The sequence below is a fragment of the Terrisporobacter mayombei genome, assembly GCF_020748465.1.
Classification (GTDB): domain Bacteria; phylum Bacillota; class Clostridia; order Peptostreptococcales; family Peptostreptococcaceae; genus Terrisporobacter; species Terrisporobacter mayombei.
This window is the reverse complement of sequence record NZ_JAHZMP010000007.1, coordinates 1-22,651: the sequence shown is the minus strand read 5'-3', so window position 1 is coordinate 22,651 and position 22,651 is coordinate 1. Positions and strand designations below refer to the sequence as shown.

Sequence of the window (22,651 nt, the reverse complement as noted above, 5' to 3'; positions counted from 1 at the left end):
CCCCCTATGGGGTTATGAAAATTATAGCACTACCTTCAATTGGTGGCAATAAAAAAGAAGGTCCAATTTACACTGAATATGCAAATTAACCTTCTCTTTGCTAATTAGAATTACTTAAATATTTACGCTAACCTCTTTAACTTCATCTCTTTCTTCTTTACTTAATTTAGAAAGATAATATGATATGGGTTTATTATTAATAATCAATTCTTTATTTAAATCCATAAGAGGAATTAGTACAAAAGCCCTTTCTTTTATTCTTGGATGTGGTAAAGTCAATCTTTCATCATCACTTATTATATTATTAAAAAATAAAATATCCACATCAATAGTTCTCGGTCCCCATTTTATTGTTCTTTCTCTATTTAACATTTCCTCTATTGCATGACAAATTTCTAATAATTCTATAGAAGATAATGAGGTTTCTATCTCCATACATATATTTAAAAAATCATCTTGCTCCGTATATCCCCATGCCTTTGTTTCATAGACTTTTGATATTTTTGAAATATTAATTTTTCCATGTTCCTGAAGAGTTTTACATGCTTGTCTTAAATATCCTTCTCTATGTCCCATGTTAGTTCCTAGACCTAAGTAAGCTTTATTCATCTTTATCTCTCCTAATTTCCACAGCAAAGTAATCAAAAATACCATTTACAGGTGCTTCTGGTTTTTTTACTCTAACCATAATAGATTTAATCATACTATAGCTTTCTAAAACTTCTTCTGCAATTGTCTCTGCCAAAGCTTCAATTAAATCAAATCTTTTATTTTCTGTTATATCCTTTATTATTTCATATACATCTGCATAACTAGCAGATTTAGTTAAATCATCACTTCTTCCAGCCTCTTTTATATCAAGGAAAAGCTCAGCATCTATAAAAAACTTTTGTCCTAATACTTTTTCTGCTTCCAAAACTCCATGATAGCCGTAAAAACCTAAATTACTTAAAATTATTTTATCCATAATTAACCTCTATATATTCTATCCGCAATTTTTGCAGCTTGTAAATTTTCTTTTATATCATGAACTCTAACTATTTCAACACCATCCCTTATTCCACAGACAGTTGTAGCCACAGTAGCTTCAACTCTTTCCTTAGGTTCTCCTCCAACTATATTTCCTAAAACTGATTTTCTTGAAGTTCCAAGTAAAATTGGATATCCCAGGGTTTTAAGTTCATTTAGCCTTCTTAATACTTCTAAATTTTGTTCAAAAGTTTTTCCAAATCCTATCCCTGGATCTAAAACTATCTTTTCTTTTTTTACTCCTGCCTTTAAAGCTTTATCTATACTATTTTTTAAAAATTCTTTTATACTCTCCATTATATCCTTATCATAATCCGTTCCTTCTTGATTATGCATAATGCAAACAGAAGCATCATATTTTCCTATAACATTCGCCATATTTTCATCGTAAGTTAATCCCCAAACGTCATTAACCATATAAACTCCCAGCTTTAATGCTTCTTCAGCTACTTGAGATTTATATGTATCTATGGATATTGGTACATTAATACTATTTTTAAGTGTCTTTATTACAGGGACTATTCTCTCGATTTCTTCATCTGCTGAAACAAACTTATGACCTGGTCTAGTAGACTCTCCCCCTATGTCGATTATATCTGCTCCCTCTTCAATCATTTCTTTAGCATGCTTAACTGCTATTTCTACATTTGTATAGTTTCCTCCATCTGAAAAACTATCTGGAGTAACATTTAAAATTCCCATTATGTAAGTTTTTTTACCATATTCAAACATAAATCTTCTCCTCATATCTATTAATCAAATTTAATTAAACTCATAGCTTCGCTTCTTGCTAAGGCATCTTTCTCAAAAATTCCTCTAACTGCTGATGTTATTGTTTTACTGCCTGGTTTTTTTACACCACGCATTGTCATACACATATGCTCAGCTTCAACTACAACCATTACTCCATATGGTTCTAATTCTTCCATAATAATATTTGCAGTTTCTTTTGTGATTCTTTCTTGTAGCTGAGGTCTTCTGGCAAACGTTTCTATAACTCTTGCTAATTTAGAAAGTCCTGTAAGTTTTCCATCCTTTGGTATATAGACAACATGAGCCTTTCCAAAAAAAGGTACTAAATGATGTTCACAACTAGAATAAAAAGGTATGTCTTTAACTACTACCATTTCCTCATGGTTTTCATTTTTGAATAAAACTTTTAGATGTTCTCTAGGGTCTTCATGAAGTCCACTAAATATTTCTTCATACATTCTTGCTACCCTATCTGGCGTGCCTATTAATCCTTCTCTATCTGGGTCTTCTCCTATTGCTATCAATATCTCTCTAACTGCCTTTTCTATAGCAAGTTTATCAACTGTTCTTTTTTCACCCATTTTTATCCTCCAAAATTATAAATTTTTTAAAATATAGTCTGTTACTTTTATTATTTTTTTATATTTATCAGATCCATTAACATTACATATTAATTTATATAGTGTAGGTTCTCGCATCTTTAAAGACTTTAGTAACTTTTTATCTTTTGGTAGCCAAATATCATTAATAAGATAATACATTTTTATGATTTTATTTAAATACATATAGATTAGAAAATCATATTCAAACTCTTCATATTCATCTTTCTGTTTTAACCTTGATATATCTGATAGTAACTGATTGGTGCGAAATCTTTTTTCTTCTTTTGATAATTTATTTGGTCCTTCTTTATATTTTTCTTCACATAATGACAAAATTCCTTTTCCAAAATCATTTTCATCATATAATAATTTTCCATCCTTTATATTAAGAAAAAAATATGTTTTACTTTCTATAAAGTCATAACAACCCTTTATAGAAATATAATTAAAATCAAACTCTATTTCATCAATTTTTTCAACTTTCCTAATCTGATTTTTTTCTTGATTTTCTAAAATAATAAATAAGTCTATATCATTTACTTTAGGATTTTCTTCATAAATTTTTTCTTTGCTAGAACCTACATGAATGATAGACTTAACATTTTTATCTTTCTTAAAACCTTCTATTACTTTTACAAAAGTATTATAAATATTATTATTCATAAATCCCTCCTAGGAGTAAGAATATAATATTTGTTATGTTTTTGTCAATAATATGAACTATTTTTTATTTTTAAAGACATTATGTTGTTTTAAAATATCTAATGATTCTTCTATATGATTTAGATTCATCTCAAGTACTATAAATTCAGGATTTAAAGATAAAATATTTTTTAATTCTTCTTCACTTAAATTTCCTTTAAGTATACCTAGATGTTCATCTTCAATTCCATGATTATCATTAAGATGAATCACTCTTGTTTTATTCTTTAACAAGTTATAATTACTTTTACAAATTAAATTGTGTCCACTATCAAAACAAAAACTTATGGTTTGATTACGTTCAAAAATATATTTAAAATCTTCTACATCATTCCCCAAACTAGAAAAATCTCCACCTTTTGTATAAGTGTTTTCTATTGTAATATATAGGTGATTTTTTTCTAATGATAATTTATTGAAAAAGTCTACTATATTATTTAAGTACTTTTCTTTATTTTTACTTAACCTATTTGTCATAACATAGCCTAAATGCATATTAAAATATGATACATTTAAAAGTTTCAATTCTTTTCTTAATATGTTAATATATTCTATCCACTTTTCTTTAATAAATATAATATCTTCACATGGATTAAGTTCCATGGGCAAATGAATCCCCACACTTAAATCAAGTTCTTTTATATTATCTTCATATTTTTTAAGTTCTTTACAATCATAAATGTTATCAATACCTATTTCTATATGGTTTATTTCTTTATTTTTATTACAAATTTCTAAAGCTTCATTTATATTAAATATTAATGAAGATATTCCTACTCTCATATTTTTATCATTCATCATTTTTCCCCCATTTTTGTACTATTATTATAGATAAAGCTTAGTTTCCATCTTTTTATCATACACAGACCAAGTACCTTCTTTTGTTTCTTCTTTAACTTGATTAATTTTATTTAAAGTAGCATCAACAGTATCAGCAAAATTTAATATTATGGATTCTTCCATATTAGCTTTTTTAGGTGAACCATATTCCAACTTACCATGATGTTGAGTAATACATCCTTTTATTCTTGTGACAAACTCTTCACTAAAAGGAATGTTCAAGTCCATAATGCCTCTATCAATCATTTGTACACCAATAACAATATGGCCTTCGAGTTCTCCTTCTAAAGTATATTTAAAAGGACCACTATAATCCATTTCATAAATTTTACCTATATCATGAAGTTTCGCACTTAAAACTGCAATTTCTCTTCTTCTACAATCATATATATCACATAATATCTTTGTCAAATACATTACACCAAAAGTATGCTCCGCCAATCCTCCGATATAATTATGATGCATGCTAACTCCACCAATTCCTCGTTTAAATTTTTCTAAAAATTTCTCATCTTTGAAAAAGTAATCATCTAACATTTTACCTTGTGGTGAAGTTATACATTCCCTACTTATTGCTTCAATATCTTCCATAATTTCATCAATATTTCTATTTACAGTTGCAAGATAATCATCAATATTGTAGTCTTCTATTATCTTAACTTGAAAAACATCTAAAACATAATCTTTAACGCCTTCAATTTCAATAACTTGTCCTGGTTCTAGTTTTACTTTTACAGGAATTTTTGCATTTATATATCCACTTTTATCACTTAATAAATAAAGCATCTTATTTCCATCTTTATACAATTTCTTATTTACCATAAGAGAAATTTTTACACTACCATCTTTTAAATCTTTAAGATATGATTTTTTGTCTGTCATAATATTTCTCCTTAATTATAAAATTAGTCATTAAAAAGCTCTAGATTGAAATATAAACTATCAAATCTAGAGCTTATCGCAAAAGACATAGGTGATAGCCTAAGCTTTTGACTTATGTTTCTCAAACTTTTTAATACTATCAAAAGGTTAGACAATGCTAGCTTTTACCTAGATAGTTTGAGATTTAGTTGATATCTAATCAACTATTATTATATTAACCACTAACTTAATTTTAATGCAAAAATAAAAAATATAGTCAATCATATATCCTCATTATCACTTCGCATAAATATGTTACTAAAAATAGACATGCAATTTGCATGTCTATTTTTAAATTTATTATAATTCACTAACTATAGTTTTAACTAATGCTAAGAATTCTCCTTGGACTTTTTGAGTAGTTTCTATTACTTCTTCATGATTTAAAGGTTGATCAAGTATTCCTGCCGCCATATTTGTTATACAAGAAATTCCAACAACTTTAAGTTTACTGTGTGATGCAACTATAACTTCTGGAGCTGTTGACATACCAACTGCGTCTGCTCCTAAGATTCTTGCCATTCTTACTTCAGCTGGAGTTTCATAAGTTGGCCCTGAGAAGAAAGCATACACACCTTCTTGAACTTTTATATTTAATTTATCTGCGCATTTTTTAGCTAACTCCGCATATTCTTTTGTGTATGCAACTGACATATCTGGAAATCTTGTTCCTATTCTATTATCATTTGGCCCAATTAAAGGATTATTTCCAGATAAGTTTATATGATCTGTTATTATCATTAAATCTCCTGGTTTATAATCTTTATTAGCTCCACCTGCTGCATTAGTTACAAATATAGTTTCCGCACCTAATTCTTTCATTACTCTTACTGGGAAAGTTATCATTTCCATTGAGTATCCTTCGTAGTAGTGGAATCTTCCTTGCATTGCTACAACAGTTTTTCCTTGTAAATTACCTATAACTAATTGTCCTGCATGACCTTCTACTGTTGATACAGGGAAATTTGGTATTTCATCGTATTTTATTTTTATAGGATTTTCTATTTCATCAGCTAATACTCCAAGGCCTGATCCTAATATTAATCCTATATTTGGTTTTATTTCTGTTTTTGAATTTATATAATCTACTGATTCTTTTATTTTAGTATATAAATCTTTCATTATTTCACCCCATATGTCTATATTAAATTAATAATAATTTTTTATTATAAATCTATTTTACCCATTTTCTTTTTTTCTTTCAATCTATTTCCAAATAAAATTTATATAGCAACTACTGCTCCAACTATTAAAGCACTTAATAAACTTACTAAGAAACCACCTATCATTCCTCTAAATGCAAGTTTTGCAAGTTGATTTCTTTTTTCTGGACAAAATACTGATATCCCTGATATACATATACCCATTGAAGATATGTTGGCAAATCCACATAAAGATATTGTCATCATAAGACCAGTTCTATAATTTAATCCATTTATTATTTGTCCCAATTGACCAAATGCAACGAACTCATTTAATACTAATTTACTTCCAAGTAATTGAGATGCAGTAAAAATTTCCGACTTATCTAATCCCATTAAGAATCCCAGAGGAGAAAATACATAAGATAGAATTTTTTCTAGAGAAAGACCTACTGCTCCTAAAGCTCCATTAACAAGAGCAACTAAAGATATAATTGCAATAAGAGATGCACCTATACCAAGAGCCATATTAAGTCCATCGTTAGCACCTTGAGCTATGGCTGATATTAAGTTGGCATTATCACCTTTATTATCTATTGTTACTTCATCAGAAACTATTTCTGTAGCTATAGGCTCAGCAATTTCTGCCTCTATAAATGTATCATCTATATTAGTAACTTCTTCCTTTGGTTTAACCAATTCTTCTCTTTTATTTTCTGGTAAAAGTATCTTAGAGACTATTATACTTCCTAGAGGAACTAAGGCTCCACCTATTAGTAAGTATTCCATTGGTATACCCATTCCTGCATATCCCATAAGAACAGTAGCTGACATACTTCCCATACCAGATATTAAAACAAGCATTATTTCACTTTCACTCATTCCTGGTAAATATTTTGATACAAGAATTGGTGATTCAGTTTGTCCAAGAAACATATTTGCAACAGCAACAAAACTTTCAACCTTGCTAGTTCCAAGGACTTTACCTATTGCTCCACCTAGCACTTTAACAACAGCACCTATAATGCCTAAATAGTATAGGGCTGCAACTAAAGCAGATATAAATATTATATTTCCAAGAACTGATATTCCAAATATCATTCCTGTAGGAGCACCTGAATCAGATAATGAACCAAATACAAAGTTTAAACCTTCTCTACCATAACTTAATACATTAGTAACAACATCGGATACTTTTTGAATACCTATTCTACCCAGAGGGAACTTTACTAATAAAAAAGTTAATATAAATTGTAATACAAGAGCTTTTAATATCATTTTTTTATCTATATTTTTCTTATTGGACGAAAACAAATATAGCCCACATATTACTACCATTATTCCTAAAATATTAATTAATATTGTCATCTTATTCTCCCATTTTTTATTTTATTAATTCTAAGAATGATTCCCCTATTTCAAAATCATATTCTTTGTTATCATCATTAAAATTATCCAAGATAGTTATTCCAATATCTGCCATAGAGTTTAATTCATTTAATTTAGTAGGGTTTTCTAAATTTTTATTGTAAATTAAGACTGGCACATATTCTCTCGTATGATCAGTTCCTTTAAATGTTGGATCATTTCCATGATCTGCTGTGATAATTAATAAATCATCATCATTCATTTCTTTAATTAATTCTCCAAGTTTATTATCAAAAGATTCTAAAGCATTTTTGTAACCTATAGCATCTCTTCTATGACCAAATAATGCATCAAAATCTACTAAATTTAAAAACACTAGTCCTTCAAATAAATTTTCTTTTGCTATATTTATAAGTTCATTTATTCCATCTGCATTACTTTTACTTTTTATACTTTTAGTTATACCTTGATAAGAATAGATATCTCCTATCTTTCCGATACCAACCACATCTAAATTTCTGTCTTTAAGAGCATCTAGTACTGTGATTTTCGGTGGTCTCAACGCATAATCTTTTCTGTTTGCTGTACGTTTAAAGTTTTCTTTATTTATTCCTACAAAAGGCCTAGCTATAATTCTACCAACCTTATATTCTTCTCTTAGAGTAATTTCTCTAGCTATTTCACAAACTCTATAAAGTTCTTCTAAAGGTATAATTTCTTCATTTGCAGCAATTTGTAATACACTATCTGCTGAAGTATATAGAATTAACGCTTTGCTTTTTATATGTTCTTCTCCTAAATTTTTTATTATTTCTGTTCCTGATGCTGAAATATTTCCTATAAACTTATGACCACTTTTCTCTTCAAGTTCATCTATTAATTCCTTTGGAAACCCTGTATCTGTAAATACTCTAAATGGTTCTTTTATAAGTATTCCTGCCATTTCCCAATGTCCTGTTATTGTATCTTTTCCCTTAGATAATTCGCCACATTTTGTACTATAAGCTATTTGATTTTCTACAGGTTTTACACCATCTATTCTTTCTATATTTCCAAGGCCCATTTTTTGTAGGTTAGAAAGATTTAATCCTCCAGTAGTTTTTGCTATGTTGCAAAGAGTATTGGCACCTTCGTCCCCATACTCTTTTGCATCATTTAAAGCACCTATGCCTACAGAGTCTAATACTGTTAAAAATACTCTGTTAAATTTTTTCATATTAATACCCTGAACATTCTTCATTATTTATTAATTTTATTATTCTGCTTGTCCCAAGTCTTTTAGCGCCGATTTCTATAAACTGAGAAGCAGTTTCTAAATCAGATATTCCTCCTGCAGCTTTTATAAGTACATCTTTTCCAACATTATCAGCGAATAGTTTTAAATCTTCTGCTGCCGCTCCTCCACTGCTAAATCCAGTTGAAGTCTTTATATAATCAGCGTTTGCATTTGTTACACATTTACACATAGCTATTTTTTCTTCTTCAGTTAAAAGACAAGTTTCTATTATTACTTTTAATATTTTTTCGCCACATGCTTCTTTTATTGCTTTTATCTCATCTTCTATTTCTTCAAATCTATTTTCTTTCACCATTCCTAGATTTATCACCATATCTATTTCGTCTGCTCCTTTAGATATAGCATCTTTTGTTTCATATACTTTTACATCAGTTGTATTGTATCCATTTGGGAATCCTATTACAGTACAAACTTGCATTTTATCTCCCACATATTCCTTTGCCTTCTTTACAAAGGAAGGTGGTATACATACTGATGCTACTTCGTATTTCACAGCATCATCACATATTGTTTTTATATCTTCCCAAGTTGATGTTTGTTTTAATAAAGTGTGATCTACTGTTTTTAAAATAGTTTTATTCTCCATTGTCTCTCTCCTATTAAATACTGTTTATTTTAAAAGTTTTTAATTTTTATATCATTTTATAAATTATTGGAGCTTTTTCAGCTTTTTCACCTGCTATAATATAAGCACTTAATAACTCTTCTTCTGCTTTTCCAAACTTATATTCATCTGATGAATAAAGAGTTGCTAACACATCTCCTACCTTCACATAATCTCCCATTTTCTTTTCTAAAATAATGCCTGCCCCATAATCTAAATCATCTTCTTTAGTGTGTCTTCCAGCCCCTGTTAATAATGAAGATATTCCTACTTTCTCAGCATTTAATGCATATACATATCCTTCTTCAGTAGCTTTAACTTCATGAGTTAGGGGTGCTATTGTAAATAACTCAGGATTGTCTATTACAGACGGATCTCCTCCTTGAAGTACTGCTAATTCTCTTAATTTAGCCAGTCCACTTCCATCTTGTAAGCATTTTTCTAACTTTTCTCTTCCTTCTTCCATAGTTTCAACTAACTGCCCAAGCATTAACATTCTTGATCCTAATTGAAGAACTAGCTCTCTTAAATCTTCTGGTCCTTTTCCTTTTAATATTTCTATAACTTCTTTTAATTCAAGAGCGTTACCTATAGCATATCCTAAAGGTTCACCATTTAAAGTTATTGCAGCAGAAGTATTTCTTCCTAAATTTTTTCCTATATTAACCATAGCTTTTGATAATTCTTCAGCTTTTTCTGCTGTTTTCATAAATGCACCTTCACCATATTTAACATCTAGTAATATGGCATCAGATCCTGAAGCTATTTTTTTACTCATTATACTTGCGGCTATTAAAGGTATACTATCAACTGTTGCAGTTACATCTCTCAGTGCATATATTTTTTTATCTGCTGGTACTAAGTTTTGTGTTTGTCCTGCAATAACAAGTCCTGCATTTTGTACCATTTCTTTAAATTTATCTTCTTCCACAGATATATTGAATCCTGGTATTGATTCTAGTTTATCTAGTGTTCCTCCTGTATGTCCAAGTCCTCGTCCTGATAGTTTTGCAACTTTTCCTCCTGCAGCTGCAACCATAGGTACTAAAATCAAAGATGTTTTGTCTCCAACTCCACCAGTACTATGTTTATCAAGTTTTATTCCGTCTATCATGCTTAAATCAACTACATCTCCTGAATTAACCATTGCCATAGTTAAATTTGCAGTTTCTTCTTTTGTAAATCCATTTATATATATTGCCATTAATAATGCAGATGTTTGATAATCTGGTATTTCACCATTTGTATACTTTTCTACAAAAAATTCTATTTCTTCTTTACTTAATTCTTCTTTGTCTCTTTTTTTAGATATAACATCGTACATTCTCATTGGTTTTTCCCCCTTATGCGTTATAATTATCTCACTACATTTTCTATATTTAATTATACAAAGGAAAACATTTTCTTTATATAAATTATATTGAGGTTTGTTGTAACTATATTGATGTATTTTTATAGATAAGACTTGAAATATGTAATAATCTATAATAATTTTGACATTTTGTAAAAATATTGACATTTAATAAAAAAATAACCCACCATAAAGGTGAGTTATCTTTTACTATTTAAATATTCATCTAGTTCATCTTGTGTAGATGGTATAATAATTTTTTCATTAATAATTAGCTTCTTTACTTCTTCTACTTTCTTAATTATGTTAGAAGGAATTTCAACATTAGATCCTTCTCTTTCATATCCTATTACATCATCTTTAAGTCCTAATTCTTTTATCCCTGGTGTCCACTTATCTTTAACTAAAGACTCAATTTCATTGTATATGATTTTATTTGCATATCTAGTTGCTGTTGAAACTATATAATCTGGCTCATATACATTTTGATTAGCATCTACACCAAAAACATATTTATTCATTTCTTTTGCCGCTGCAAATACGCCAAATCCAGATTGGCCTGCCAACTGTTGAATATAATTTACACCTTTTTTATACATTAGAATGCCAATTTCTTTAGCTTTTGCTGGATTATCAAAATCTCCTACAGTAGCCTTTATTACATTTATATTAGGATTAATATATTTTACTCCAGCTTCAAACCCAATAGCACCTTCTTCCAAATAGCTTAAGTTTTTACCTAAAATTACACCTACACTATCACCTTCTTTTTGGGTTTCAGTTATACATAACCCTGCTAAAACACCATTTAAAAAAGTTTGCTCATTCCACTTTGTGTATATTGAACTAACATTAGGTAAACTTAATTTGGAATCTATAATAGTAAATCTTTGATTTGGATATTCTTCAGCTATTTTTTTAATAGCATCTTCTTGCTCTTCACCTAATCCTATTATCAAATCATATTTTTCATCTTTTGCATAATTTAAATATGCGTCATCATAATCATCCTTATTTTTCACATGTATATAATCAAATTCTATTCCTAATTTTTCTTGAGCTTCTAACATACCTTCATAGCATAAGTCATTAAATGACTTATCACCAAGTCCTGTTTGGTTAAATATAATAGCTATCTTAAATATTTTTTTTTCTTCTTCATTATTAAGTAGATTTGTTTCATTACTATTTACTAAAGAAATCATAAATAACATTATTATAAATAATATTAATATCGTTTTAATCTTATTTTTATTCATTTATATTCACCTTTAATATCTATCATCATCAGGAGATATACCTTTGTATTTTTTATATGTCTTAGAAAAATAACTTGGATTTTGGTATCCAACTTCCAAGGCTATTTCTCCAACCTTCATATCACTATTTTTTAAAAGATATTCAGCTTTATTTAATCTATAATTTGTAAGGTATGTTGAGAAATTTTCTCCCACTTCTTCTTTAAATAATCTTGAAAAATACTCATGTGATAAAAATACATTTTTAGATATATCTGCTAGGCAAATAGGCTCTTTATAATTAGAATTAATATATTCTAATGCCATTTCTATTGATTTTGAATATTTATTTTCATTATTTTTAACTTCTGTACTTTCATCTTCTTTGTTAATAAATAATTCTTTTTTAGCAATCACGTCTTCTTCAATTTTAGAAAATACTTCTTTTAGTTCCACTGGTCTTATATCTGATTTAATTAAATATTCAAATACACCATAACTTATAGCCTGCTTTGCATAATCAAACTCTGCATAATTACTTAATAATACTATGTAAACATTTGGCATTATTTCTTTTACCTTTTTTGTAAGCTCAATCCCATCCATCAGTGGCATTTTTATATCACTTATTATTACTTCTGGATTTAGACTTTTAGCTAATTCAAATCCTTCTTTTCCATTGTTTGCACTGCCTAATACTTTATAATCATCTGAAATTTTTGAAATATTATATACTATCCAATCTCTTATTGGCGCTTCATCTTCAACTACTAAAATATTTAGCATATATCCTCCCTTGAATTTGGTAACATAAATATAACTTTTGTGCCTTTACCTTCTATACTATCTATTTTCAATCCATATTTCATTCCATAATTTAATTGAATTCTTTCATGTACATTAGTAACACCTATAGAGTTTATACTTGCACCTTTATTTAATACATTTGTCAATTTATCTTTTGACATGCCTATTCCGTTGTCTTCAATTATTATTTTAATATATTCATTTTCTTCAAAGGCAGTAACTTTTATATTTCCAAAATTATTTTCCTTTTCCATACTATATAATATTGCATTTTCCAGTATGGGTTGTAATATAAATGAAGGAATTTTAAAATCTAATATTTTTTCATCAATATAATATTCAATTACAAAGGAATTTGGATATCTCATTTGTTGTAATTCACCATAGTTTTTTATATTTTCAATTTCATCTCTTAAAGTAATCATTTCACTTGCTTTTGGTAATATAGACCTAAGCAACTTTGTAAATCTATATAACATTTCTTCAGCTTCTTCATTTTTCTCCATAGATATCAAAAATCTAATTCCGCTTAAGGTGTTATATAAAAAATGTGGATTTATTTGTGCTTGTAAAAAGCTTAACTCTGCAACACGCTTTTGTTTTTCAGACTCTTTTATATTTTCTATAGATGCACTAAGTTGGTTTACCATACTATTAAATGATTCTTGTAAGTCTCCAATTTCGTCATCTCTATTAACAATAATGTGGGATTTTAAATTTCCACCAGTTACTTCTTGCACTTTATTTTTTGTCTGTATAATAGGTTTTGTAATCCACTTTGAAAGTTTATATGTAATTATTAAAGCTATAAAACTTATTAATATTATTATAAGAGTTGTTATAGATACAATTTGGTTTGATATTTTCATACTAATATCACTAGGTATTTCTTGTATTATTTTCCAATTATATTCTTCAATTTTAGAAATAATTTTGGTGTTATTTTTAATACGTCCTTCAAACTCTGCATTATCTTTTGATATATCTTCATAGTTTTTACCAATGTTTCTTTTATCTTTGCTTGATATAACTTTTCCATTTGAATCTGTTATATAAACATCAGAACCATAATCTGTTATTTTTGAATATCTGTCATACAACATAGTTTCACTTATATCCATTATTAAAATTCCCAAGGTTTCATTAGTTATAATATCCTTAATTAACCTTCCCATTTTAAAAATATTTTTATAAGGTCCAATACCATTTTCATCCTTATATGTATTAATTAAAACTGTATCTCCATCTGCCTTTACAATTTCTTCATACCATGGTTCTTTTTTTATGTCTTTTAAATAATATTTATTTTTTGAATATGTGCTGTATGTATATCCGTTATTTCCTACTATATATAGTTCTGGTTTCATATTATATCTTCCATACTCCCACACCACATCATTTAATAATCCTTCTACATAAGAATTCGTGTTTTTTTCTAAATCCTTATCAGAAGAAATATCATTATATGAAGTCGCTAATATTTCCATTAAATTACTATCAACTACAATATTATCTCCCATGATCTCCACATTAGATAACAAAATAGATATATTATTTGCTACTTCATCTAAAACTTGTTCCCTCATTACTTTCATTTCTTTATCTACTATTTTATTAGTATTTTTCACTTCCCAAAAGGAAATAGCAAATGATATTAATACTATAAGCATAAATAGAAGCAAAAATAATTTTAACGTAATACTTTTTCTCATTTTAAAAATATTTCCCATTTACTTTAACATCCTTAAAAATTTCTTGTTATAGTAATTAAGTTTAAACTATATCTTTTTTTTTATCAATTATATTTTATATTGCATAATAAATTTGTTTTAATACATCATCACTCACTAATACATAAAAAATAATCATTTACATTATAGCTTATAAAATATAACATAATACTTTTTAATATGTAAAAACAGCTGATTATTTAAATCAGCTGTTTTTATTAAGTTTATATAAAATTTTCTAAATGCTATACTCAAATTCTCCATTTTCTTTCATAGAAAAGAAATCAGCATATCCAATGTCAAATACTCTATCTCTTAAATTAGGTATTTCAACCTTATGTTTTATTAGATAAGTAATAGATCCAGTATAAGAAATATCACCTTGAGCTATAAATCCTGTTATTACATTATCCCTTATAACAAACTTTTTATATCCATCCTTGTCACATCTAGTAATTACATCATAAGTATCATCTGGTGGTATAACTATTCCTAAAGAGACTGTTGGTATCCCTGCAAAGTTCATACTATTTTTAAAAGTAAATTTATCGTCAATAATTTTTTCAACTCCAGCCATATTGTAAGCTGCTACAATTCCTTGTTTCACAGCTAGTGGCCAAATGGCATTTTTGCCAACTACATCTCCCGCCGCATATATATCTTTTACTGTAGTTTCACATTTATCATTTATAACTATTCCTCTATTATCTTCTATATTAGTATTAGCCACAATTTCTGTATTAGGTCTAACTCCTGTAGCAATTATTAATAAATCACATTCAACTATGCTATTATCTCCCAGTTCAACACCTTTAACATTCTTATTATCATCTAGTACAATTTGGTTTACTGATAAAGAAGAATATAATTTTGCACCAAGTTCTATAAATTTACTTTCATATACTTTAGCTGAATATTTATCAAGTTGTAGATCTAATATATACTCATTTGGATAAATTAAAGATACTTCTAAATTTACCTTATCTAAAAGTGACGTCAATATATCTATGCCAATAAGGCCTGCACCTATTATTGCAACTTTTTTACTATCTTTGATTTTTTCTTTTATATAGATTACATCCTCAATATCTCTAAGGGAATAAATTTTATTTCCATCTTTTGCATTTTTTATTGGAGGCACAAAAGATTTTGCTCCTGTTGCTATTAGTAATTTATCATAACTTATCTTTTCTAGTTCTAAGTTTACTATTTTACTTTCAGTGTCTATACTTTTTGCCTCAGTATTTTTTATCCATTTTATATTGTTTTTTTCCATAAAATCTGCATCTACAAAATTAATACTTTCCACACTTCTATGTTCTGAAATCACATGATGTAACATACAACGAGAATATATTTTTTCATCTTTTGATATAAGTGTAATGTTCCCCTTTGGATCTAATTGTCTTAAAGTTTTTGCTGCATTTACTCCTGCTGCACTTGCTCCTAAAATCACATATTTATTTGGAGTGCTATTTATTTCAATATAATTTTTTTCTTTATTAGATGATAATTTATTAAATAATTTATCTAGCATAAGCATCCTCCTTTTGTAGCTTAATTGCTCCTGTAGGACACATAGCTACACACTTAGGAATTTCTTCGTTTTTACATAAATCACATTTTAATATTTTTTGCTTGCTTCTATCGTCTACTTTTAATAAACCATAAGAACATGACATTACACACATATAGCAAGATCCACATTTACTCTCATCATAAGAAACTATTCCCGTCTCATCGTCTTTACTCATAGCTCCACTCATACAAGTCATTACACATTCTGGCTCATCACAATGTCTACAAAATATAGGTACTGGGTTATTATTTCTGTCCATTTCTATATGATTTTTACTTTCAGTATCTATACTATCTAAATCTAATGTGTATATATCTTCAGCATTACTATTTCTTAGCATACAAGCTAGAACACAACTTTTACAACCTTTACATAAGTCTTTATCAACTAAAATTCTATGCATAAGATTCCACATCCTTTAGCCCAAGTTTTACTCTTCTATCTATTATTATTTCTTCTAACTGATCTGCAGTTGATTTAGGGTCTGGGTTTACTATTACGTGACCCCCTGTTATATCTTTTAATCCTTCTGTTAAAACTTCTGTCACTAATTTACTCCCTGTTATAAATGGAGGAAGAGCCAAGTGTAGAGGAAGACCTAATGCTAGACCAAATGCTCCATCTGCAAGTGCTTGTTCTTCTAACCATTGTGGTGCAGAAAGTACAAGTGGAAGCTGTGGTAAGTCTATTCCTAAGTATGCTGCTAGTTCTGTTGCAACTATTTCAAGTCTACCTATTGCTAAACATGGTCCAAAGTTTAATACTGGTGGTATATTAAGTTGTTTACATACAGCTTTTAAATTTTCTCCTGCCAGCTCTTCTGCTCCTGGAGACATTAATCCTACGTTTTCAAGTCCTCCAGTTGAACATCCTGCTGACAATACTATAATATCTCTCTTAATTAATTCTTTAGTTAGCTCAACTGTATTTATGTCGTGTCCACCAGCAGTCATATTTGAACATCCAACAATTGCTGCCACACCTTTAATTGTTCCATTAGCTATTAAGTCTACTAATGGTTTCCATGAATCACCTAAAAATTCTTTTAAATTCTTTTCACTAACACCAGTTAAAGATTGTTCAAATCCATGATCTTTTGGTATATCTATTTTAACTTCACTTCTTCTATTTTTATAAGATTCTAAAGCTTCATTTATTAATTTTCTATCTATTTCATCGTATTTATTTCTATCTAAATAAACGTACTCTGCATTTTTCTTTTTAGCAACATCATCAAGACATATCATTTTAACTTTTAATTCATCTGCTATTGGCTCTAACCCTGGTATTGTACAGTTAAATTCTGATACTATCATATCTATTGCACCTGTTGATAATACTGCTTCACTTGTAAAGTTGTTTCCTGCATGACCTGCAAATATTTCTTGATAATGTTCTCCCCTAATTTGTAAGTCCTGACCTACACATGTACATCCTACTAATCTAAATCCTTTTGCTCCTGCTGCCTTAGCAAGTTCTACAACTTCTGGTTCTTTTAATTTTTCTTGGAATGATGTAAATGTTGAATGTTGATGTCCTGTAATCATTATGTTTATATAATCTTCGTCTATTACTCTAAATCCAACTGGTGCCATTCTTATAACTGGATCACCTAACATTATATCATTTATAAGGTTTGTAAGTGTTAATCCATAAAGTCCTGTTGAAATTCCAAGGCTTAAACAACTCATTAACATGTCTACTGGATCTGAGTTTAAGTTTGTTGATGATTTTACTACTCCGTCAAATACTTCTGACTTAGCACCGCCAGGCATAATACCTAACTCTTTCCATTTTTCAACTCTTGGTCCATATCCTATTTTTTCAACAAGTTCCATTTTATCGAATCTAGGTTTGTATAAATCCTTTAAGACTGCATCTGCTACTTTAATACATTTTTCATATTTGTCATCAGCTTCTATTCCTAATTTTTCTGCTAAATGATTTAATGCTTTTTCACTTTTGATTATTCCCTTTGTTTCTCCCACATGTTTTAGATTTAGAGCTGTATTTTCCACTACGTGAATATAACATGCTGATCCTGATGCAACTGCTCTTAAAAAGTTTCTACCAACTATAGTGTCTGCATCTGCTCCACAAATTCCTTTTGGTGATTTAGGTGTTATTCTACAAGGTCCATTTGAACAGAGTCTACAACAAACTCCTTGTAAACCAAATCCACATTTTTGCTTTTGAGTTTCTGTTCTGTGAAATGCTGTGTCAAACTCCTTACTTGCTACAAAACTTTCCAATCTTTCATCTGCACTTTTGCACATTTTACAACTATTACAATCCATTTTAACTCCCCCTAAAAATAATCTTTTTTAATTTTGACATCTTAAGAAATGATTTTTGATTAGCTTAATTTTTGTGATAGTTTATTATTTAACAAATTTTCCTTATTATTATAGATACCTAGAAAACTTTTTCCTAAACATTTTTTTGTATTTTTTGAATAAAAAAAGATAGAAACTAATCTATCAATTTTATTTTAGGCTTATACTTAAATTTACTACTAAATAATCTTTTTCAACAGATATTGATTTTATATTGGTATTTTTAAAAAAAGTTTTATCTATTATTATATCTCCCTTATCCACAGTAATATTGTCCAAGTTTGAAAACCAACTATCAGCTATAGCATCAACAATATCGTTATTTAAACTTAAATTTAGTACTCTAATATCTTTTAAATTAAGTCGCAAATCATTATCTTCAGTTAACGTAGGTAATATATCTATATCTATTGGTGTTTTTAAATAAGCAAGAAGCTTATATTGACCTCCTATGGTTAATCCATTTTCATTAATCGTAATTTTTATATTTTCAATATCTTTATTGTTTGTATTTTTCAAATAGTGATCAACAAAACTTAATATTGTATCTTCTGGTATATAAAAACTTCCCTCTATTCTCAATGGATTGTCCAATATTTTCATATCCTTTGATTCCAGTCCTACTAGTGACTGTATATATTCTATTTGGTTTTGTGGTAAATTAAAATTTGTATTTACATTCATATCTATCTTAGGACTATTACTATTTATACTTTTCCATTCAACACTTCCTATAAAAAGCAAACTTGTGATAACAAATAATATTATTCCTATAAGTAAATAATTCCTTCTATTTTTCAATAAAATACCTCCTTACATAAATTCCCACTTAATTCATAAGTTGTACTATATAAATATATGCTTATAAAGATTATATACATTACCAACAAATTACATAATTAATTAATGTAAAATTTAAAAATAAAAACAAGCTATCATGAATTTTTTTGATAGCTTATTTTTATTTTAACTAATCTTCTATTAAAATTTCTATTTGTCCAAGGGATTTTTCTTTCCCATCGTTTCCCACTCTCGTCATTATATATATTTCGTTAAAATCTCCAATAGTTTTTATATTATTACTTTCTATGTATTTCATAATCACCTCATAATATTTTCCTGAATCTCTGTAAGTATCATCAAAATACATGGTCAAATAATTTCCTTTCTCCATTGAAATTATTTTATCGTCTTTATAAGACACATTTTCTCCCAAATTAATCATTACATTTTTGCACTCTGCTCGTCCTTCTCTTTTCACATCTTCATAAGATATGGTAAAAGCTATTTCTGCATTAACATTTTCATAATCTCTTTCTACTTCCAAAAGAATTTTTCTTAAGTTAATTTCGAATTCATCAGAAAAACGATCAGTAAAGTTATACTGAATAAATTTTCTTTCTTCATTGTGTTTTATAAAAATGTCATTTATTCCTATGTTTAAAGATATCTTTATTTTAGCTTCTAAGGATTCCACTTTATTTTTTATATTTTCTAACTCTTTCATTTTTTCTGTTACTATTTTCTTTTGGTTCCCTAATATATCAACTATTGATTCCAAAGATGTGTAGTTGTTTGTAACCTCTTTTATTTCTTCTAAATAGAGTCCCATTGCCTTGCACTGCTTTATTAAATCTATAGTATTAAAATCTTTCATAGAGTAATACCTATATCCTGTATCTTCATTTATGTAAGAAGGTTTTAATAATCCTACCTTTTCATAATGTCTTAAAGTTTGTACTGATAAGTTATTTAATTTTCCCATTTGACCAATAGATAAATATTTTCCCAATCCATCACCTCCAAAATTATGTATTCAAAAAGGACATTAATTTAAATATTAATGTCCTCATTATACCTACATTATAGCGGCTTCTTCAAGTGCTTCTGCTTTTTTTTCTTTATTTAAAACAATATCTGTATATTTCTTTACATTAGCAATTATATACATAACTATAAATGTTAGTGATTCTGAAATTAAAACACTTGCCCAAATTCCGTTTAATCCAAATATTTTAGGCAATACATATAAACATATTGGTAAAAATACCATTGCTCTAAATATGCAGAATAAATTTGAGAATAAAGGTATTTCCACTGCTTGATAATAAACTAAAGTATCTAGGTTTATACTTCCTACTATATAAGCAAGACATGCTATTTTTATACCATTATAAGCAAGTTCAGCTATTTTAGGATCTGTTGTAAAAATGCCAACTACATGTGTTCCAAATATATAGCATGCTGCAGCTGCACTTATACTTACTACTAAAGATGATATTACATTAATTTTATAAAACTTAAGCATTTTATATTTATCTTTTCTACCAAAATTATAACTTATAAGTGGCTGTGCTCCAAATGTTAATCCTAATAATACCATATATATATTTGTTGTTATATAGTTTATTATGCTATATGTTGATATTCCCATTTCTCCCATATAATTTGAGAATGCGATATTGTGTAAGAATACTATTATTGAAAAACTTAATTGTCCAAAGAATGATGGGAATCCAACGTTTAATACTTCTTTTAAAGTATCTTTGTTTAATGATGCATTCCCAAAGCTTAATACTCCTCTTTTTCTTAAGAAATGTGGTAATAGCATTGAAACTGTAACTATTTGTCCAAGTCCAGTAGCTATTGCGGCTCCTTTTATGCCCATACCTAATGGGAATATAAATACATAATCAAGAATTACATTTGTAATGGCACCTGCTATAGTTGAAACCATTGCAAGTTTTGGTCTATTGTCATTCCTAACAAATGAATTTAGTACTATACCTACTAAATTTGGTGTGCAAAAAATTGCGTAATATCTTAAGTATTCAGTTGCCATAGGCGCCAAATTATCTGTTGCACCAAGCATCCTAACTATTTGTTCTGGAAATGCTACACAAACTATAGTTGTAACTATACATATTATTAATAATAATTTCATTACTTGTCTAAATATATTTAATGCTTTATCTATATTATTAGCACCAACATTTTTTGATACTAATGCCCCTCCGCCTACTGCTAACATACTTGCTATTCCAAATAATACAACAGTAAAAGGAAGTACTATATTTACGGCAGCTAAAGCTGTATCACCAACACCTTGCCCTACAAATATTCCATCTACTACTGTATATAAAGACGAAATAAAGTTTGCCAAAGCAGATGGTATTGCGTAACTTAAAAATTCTGTAACCATAATATACCTCCTGTTAAAATACTAAAGTATATTATAAAGTCTATACTAAGTATAGAGTCAATATATATTTCAAAAAAATATTTATGTATTAAGCAACTTCTTCAGTAGCTTTATCGTCACTTTTATTTATAAATAAATTAGAGATTAAATGTATACTCATACCAACTATTATGGCTACAACTAAATCAAATACTATTGTTAATATAAATGTTGATAAAAGAACTATCACGTCTATTTTAGGTAAGTTCATCATTTCCTTCATTTCTTTCCACTCACCCATATTATAAGAAACTATTATTAATATTGCAGATAAAACTGTCATAGGGATCATTTTTGCTAATGGCATTAATAATATCATTATTAAAAGAAGTGTAATAGCATGGACTATACCAGATATAGGACTTCTTCCTCCATTTCTAACATTTGCAGCGGTTCTTGCTATGGCACCTGTTGCAGGTATCCCTCCAAATATAGCCGAGGCAATATTTCCAAAACCTTGTGCTACAAGTTCACTATTTGAGTCGTGTTTATCATCTATCATTTTATCTGCAACAACACAAGATAAGAGTGATTCTATTGAAGCCAAAACTGCTATGGTTATGGCTGGCTGAATTAATTGAATTATTTTATCCATATTAATTTTTGGAATGCTTGGCATTGGTATAGTTGATGATATATTAGAATATAAACTTCCAATTGTATCAACATTTAAATTAAATATCTTTACAACTAGTGTAGCAAATACTAAAGCAATTATTGATGCTGGCACACTTTTATTTACTTTTGGCCAATATACCATTATGAATATACAAGCTAAACCTATTAAAAATGTAATTATATGAAAACTATTTATATTTTCCACATATGCTACTATTTTATGTAATGCTTCGGCAGGAACATCTTCTATATTTAATCCTAACAAATCTTTAATTTGTGTTATAAGTAAAGTAACTGCTATTCCACTAGTAAATCCAACTGTAACAGTTTGTGGAACATATTTTATAAGATTTCCCATTTTCAACATTCCCATAATGACTAGTATTATTCCAGACATTATTGTTGCAATAATAAGTCCATCAATTCCGTAGGTTTTTACAATTTCATAAACGATTACAACAAAAGCACCTGTGGGTCCTCCTATTTGTACCTT

The 22,651-nt window shown here is 28.3% G+C and carries 22 protein-coding genes; all 22 read right to left on the bottom strand.

The features are described from left to right. Positions 1–114: 114 nt before the first annotated feature. Positions 115–609, bottom strand: a complete 495-nt coding sequence (gene folK, locus K0039_RS16870; RefSeq protein WP_228106245.1) for a 2-amino-4-hydroxy-6-hydroxymethyldihydropteridine diphosphokinase — start codon at positions 607–609, stop codon at positions 115–117. Continuing rightward, positions 602–967, bottom strand: coding sequence for a dihydroneopterin aldolase (folB, locus tag K0039_RS16865; protein WP_228106244.1), 366 nt, complete (start codon positions 965–967; stop codon positions 602–604). The genes folK and folB overlap by 8 nt, the downstream gene beginning before the upstream one ends. Positions 968–969: 2 nt before the next feature. After that, positions 970–1,761, bottom strand: coding sequence for a dihydropteroate synthase (gene folP / locus K0039_RS16860; protein ID WP_228106243.1), 792 nt, complete (start codon positions 1,759–1,761; stop codon positions 970–972). Positions 1,762–1,781: 20 nt separating this feature from the next. Continuing rightward, a complete protein-coding gene (gene folE / locus K0039_RS16855) occupies positions 1,782–2,363 on the bottom strand; it encodes a GTP cyclohydrolase I FolE (RefSeq protein WP_228106242.1) in 582 nt (193 codons plus the stop codon). Between the two features lie 15 nt (positions 2,364–2,378). Further along, positions 2,379–3,047: a hypothetical protein gene (locus tag K0039_RS16850; RefSeq protein ID WP_228106241.1), complete on the bottom strand. Its 669-nt coding sequence runs from the start codon at positions 3,045–3,047 to the stop codon at positions 2,379–2,381. Between the two features lie 57 nt (positions 3,048–3,104). Next, the gene (locus tag K0039_RS16845; protein WP_228106240.1) at positions 3,105–3,884 is read right to left on the bottom strand and encodes a sugar phosphate isomerase/epimerase family protein; all 780 of its coding nucleotides are present in this window, start codon (positions 3,882–3,884) and stop codon (positions 3,105–3,107) included. Positions 3,885–3,911: 27 nt separating this feature from the next. After that, positions 3,912–4,808, bottom strand: coding sequence for a 3'-5' exoribonuclease YhaM family protein (locus tag K0039_RS16840; protein ID WP_228106239.1), 897 nt, complete (start codon positions 4,806–4,808; stop codon positions 3,912–3,914). Positions 4,809–5,147: 339 nt separating this feature from the next. Further along, complete coding sequence (locus K0039_RS16835) at positions 5,148–5,969, bottom strand: purine-nucleoside phosphorylase (RefSeq protein WP_228106238.1); 822 nt, start codon at positions 5,967–5,969, stop codon at positions 5,148–5,150. A 101-nt stretch (positions 5,970–6,070) separates the two neighbouring features. Next, entirely contained in the window at positions 6,071–7,357 is a 1,287-nt protein-coding gene (locus K0039_RS16830) for a NupC/NupG family nucleoside CNT transporter (protein ID WP_228106237.1), read from the bottom strand. Positions 7,358–7,373: 16 nt separating this feature from the next. After that, on the bottom strand, positions 7,374–8,597 hold the full coding sequence (locus K0039_RS16825) for a phosphopentomutase (RefSeq protein ID WP_331476775.1): 1,224 nt from the start codon (positions 8,595–8,597) through the stop codon (positions 7,374–7,376). After that, the gene (gene deoC, locus K0039_RS16820) at positions 8,575–9,240 is read right to left on the bottom strand and encodes a deoxyribose-phosphate aldolase (RefSeq protein ID WP_228106236.1); all 666 of its coding nucleotides are present in this window, start codon (positions 9,238–9,240) and stop codon (positions 8,575–8,577) included. Before deoC ends, K0039_RS16825 begins: the two co-directional genes overlap by 23 nt. Before the next feature lie 46 nt (positions 9,241–9,286). Then, the gene (locus K0039_RS16815; protein ID WP_228106235.1) at positions 9,287–10,588 is read right to left on the bottom strand and encodes a pyrimidine-nucleoside phosphorylase; all 1,302 of its coding nucleotides are present in this window, start codon (positions 10,586–10,588) and stop codon (positions 9,287–9,289) included. Positions 10,589–10,809: 221 nt separating this feature from the next. Next, entirely contained in the window at positions 10,810–11,868 is a 1,059-nt protein-coding gene (locus K0039_RS16810; protein ID WP_228106234.1) for a BMP family ABC transporter substrate-binding protein, read from the bottom strand. A 12-nt stretch (positions 11,869–11,880) separates the two neighbouring features. Continuing rightward, positions 11,881–12,633: a response regulator transcription factor gene (locus K0039_RS16805; protein WP_228106233.1), complete on the bottom strand. Its 753-nt coding sequence runs from the start codon at positions 12,631–12,633 to the stop codon at positions 11,881–11,883. Then, positions 12,627–14,384, bottom strand: a complete 1,758-nt coding sequence (locus K0039_RS16800; protein WP_228106232.1) for a sensor histidine kinase — start codon at positions 14,382–14,384, stop codon at positions 12,627–12,629. The genes K0039_RS16805 and K0039_RS16800 overlap by 7 nt, the downstream gene beginning before the upstream one ends. A 238-nt stretch (positions 14,385–14,622) precedes the next feature. Beyond that, positions 14,623–15,921, bottom strand: coding sequence for an NAD(P)/FAD-dependent oxidoreductase (locus K0039_RS16795; protein ID WP_228106231.1), 1,299 nt, complete (start codon positions 15,919–15,921; stop codon positions 14,623–14,625). Next, positions 15,911–16,366, bottom strand: coding sequence for a 4Fe-4S dicluster domain-containing protein (locus K0039_RS16790; protein ID WP_228106230.1), 456 nt, complete (start codon positions 16,364–16,366; stop codon positions 15,911–15,913). The genes K0039_RS16795 and K0039_RS16790 overlap by 11 nt, the downstream gene beginning before the upstream one ends. After that, the gene (gene cooS / locus K0039_RS16785) at positions 16,359–18,260 is read right to left on the bottom strand and encodes an anaerobic carbon-monoxide dehydrogenase catalytic subunit (protein WP_228106229.1); all 1,902 of its coding nucleotides are present in this window, start codon (positions 18,258–18,260) and stop codon (positions 16,359–16,361) included. The genes K0039_RS16790 and cooS overlap by 8 nt, the downstream gene beginning before the upstream one ends. 189 nt (positions 18,261–18,449) lie before the next feature. Further along, positions 18,450–19,100, bottom strand: a complete 651-nt coding sequence (locus K0039_RS16780; protein WP_228106228.1) for a hypothetical protein — start codon at positions 19,098–19,100, stop codon at positions 18,450–18,452. A gap of 169 nt (positions 19,101–19,269) precedes the next feature. Beyond that, on the bottom strand, positions 19,270–20,091 hold the full coding sequence (locus tag K0039_RS16775; protein ID WP_228106227.1) for a MerR family transcriptional regulator: 822 nt from the start codon (positions 20,089–20,091) through the stop codon (positions 19,270–19,272). 66 nt (positions 20,092–20,157) lie between these two features. Continuing rightward, complete coding sequence (locus K0039_RS16770) at positions 20,158–21,501, bottom strand: MATE family efflux transporter (protein WP_228106226.1); 1,344 nt, start codon at positions 21,499–21,501, stop codon at positions 20,158–20,160. Between the two features lie 88 nt (positions 21,502–21,589). After that, positions 21,590–22,651: SulP family inorganic anion transporter (locus tag K0039_RS16765; protein WP_331476774.1), on the bottom strand; the 1,062-nt coding region annotated here is incomplete at its 5' end.

Bases quoted from the DNA above. Each gene is read 5' to 3' on its own strand.
- folK (WP_228106245.1), bottom strand. From the start codon at position 609: ATGAATAAAGCTTACTTAGGTCTAGGAACTAACATGGGACATAGAGAA.
- folB (WP_228106244.1), bottom strand. From the start codon at position 967: ATGGATAAAATAATTTTAAGTAATTTAGGTTTTTACGGCTATCATGGA.
- folP (WP_228106243.1), bottom strand. From the start codon at position 1,761: ATGTTTGAATATGGTAAAAAAACTTACATAATGGGAATTTTAAATGTT.
- folE (WP_228106242.1), bottom strand. From the start codon at position 2,363: ATGGGTGAAAAAAGAACAGTTGATAAACTTGCTATAGAAAAGGCAGTT.
- K0039_RS16850 (WP_228106241.1), bottom strand. From the start codon at position 3,047: ATGAATAATAATATTTATAATACTTTTGTAAAAGTAATAGAAGGTTTT.
- K0039_RS16845 (WP_228106240.1), bottom strand. From the start codon at position 3,884: ATGAATGATAAAAATATGAGAGTAGGAATATCTTCATTAATATTTAAT.
- K0039_RS16840 (WP_228106239.1), bottom strand. From the start codon at position 4,808: ATGACAGACAAAAAATCATATCTTAAAGATTTAAAAGATGGTAGTGTA.
- K0039_RS16835 (WP_228106238.1), bottom strand. From the start codon at position 5,969: ATGAAAGATTTATATACTAAAATAAAAGAATCAGTAGATTATATAAAT.
- K0039_RS16830 (WP_228106237.1), bottom strand. From the start codon at position 7,357: ATGACAATATTAATTAATATTTTAGGAATAATGGTAGTAATATGTGGG.
- K0039_RS16825 (WP_331476775.1), bottom strand. From the start codon at position 8,597: ATGAAGAATGTTCAGGGTATTAATATGAAAAAATTTAACAGAGTATTT.
- deoC (WP_228106236.1), bottom strand. From the start codon at position 9,240: ATGGAGAATAAAACTATTTTAAAAACAGTAGATCACACTTTATTAAAA.
- K0039_RS16815 (WP_228106235.1), bottom strand. From the start codon at position 10,588: ATGAGAATGTACGATGTTATATCTAAAAAAAGAGACAAAGAAGAATTA.
- K0039_RS16810 (WP_228106234.1), bottom strand. From the start codon at position 11,868: ATGAATAAAAATAAGATTAAAACGATATTAATATTATTTATAATAATG.
- K0039_RS16805 (WP_228106233.1), bottom strand. From the start codon at position 12,633: ATGCTAAATATTTTAGTAGTTGAAGATGAAGCGCCAATAAGAGATTGG.
- K0039_RS16800 (WP_228106232.1), bottom strand. From the start codon at position 14,384: ATGGGAAATATTTTTAAAATGAGAAAAAGTATTACGTTAAAATTATTT.
- K0039_RS16795 (WP_228106231.1), bottom strand. From the start codon at position 15,921: ATGCTAGATAAATTATTTAATAAATTATCATCTAATAAAGAAAAAAAT.
- K0039_RS16790 (WP_228106230.1), bottom strand. From the start codon at position 16,366: ATGCATAGAATTTTAGTTGATAAAGACTTATGTAAAGGTTGTAAAAGT.
- cooS (WP_228106229.1), bottom strand. From the start codon at position 18,260: ATGGATTGTAATAGTTGTAAAATGTGCAAAAGTGCAGATGAAAGATTG.
- K0039_RS16770 (WP_228106226.1), bottom strand. From the start codon at position 21,501: ATGGTTACAGAATTTTTAAGTTACGCAATACCATCTGCTTTGGCAAAC.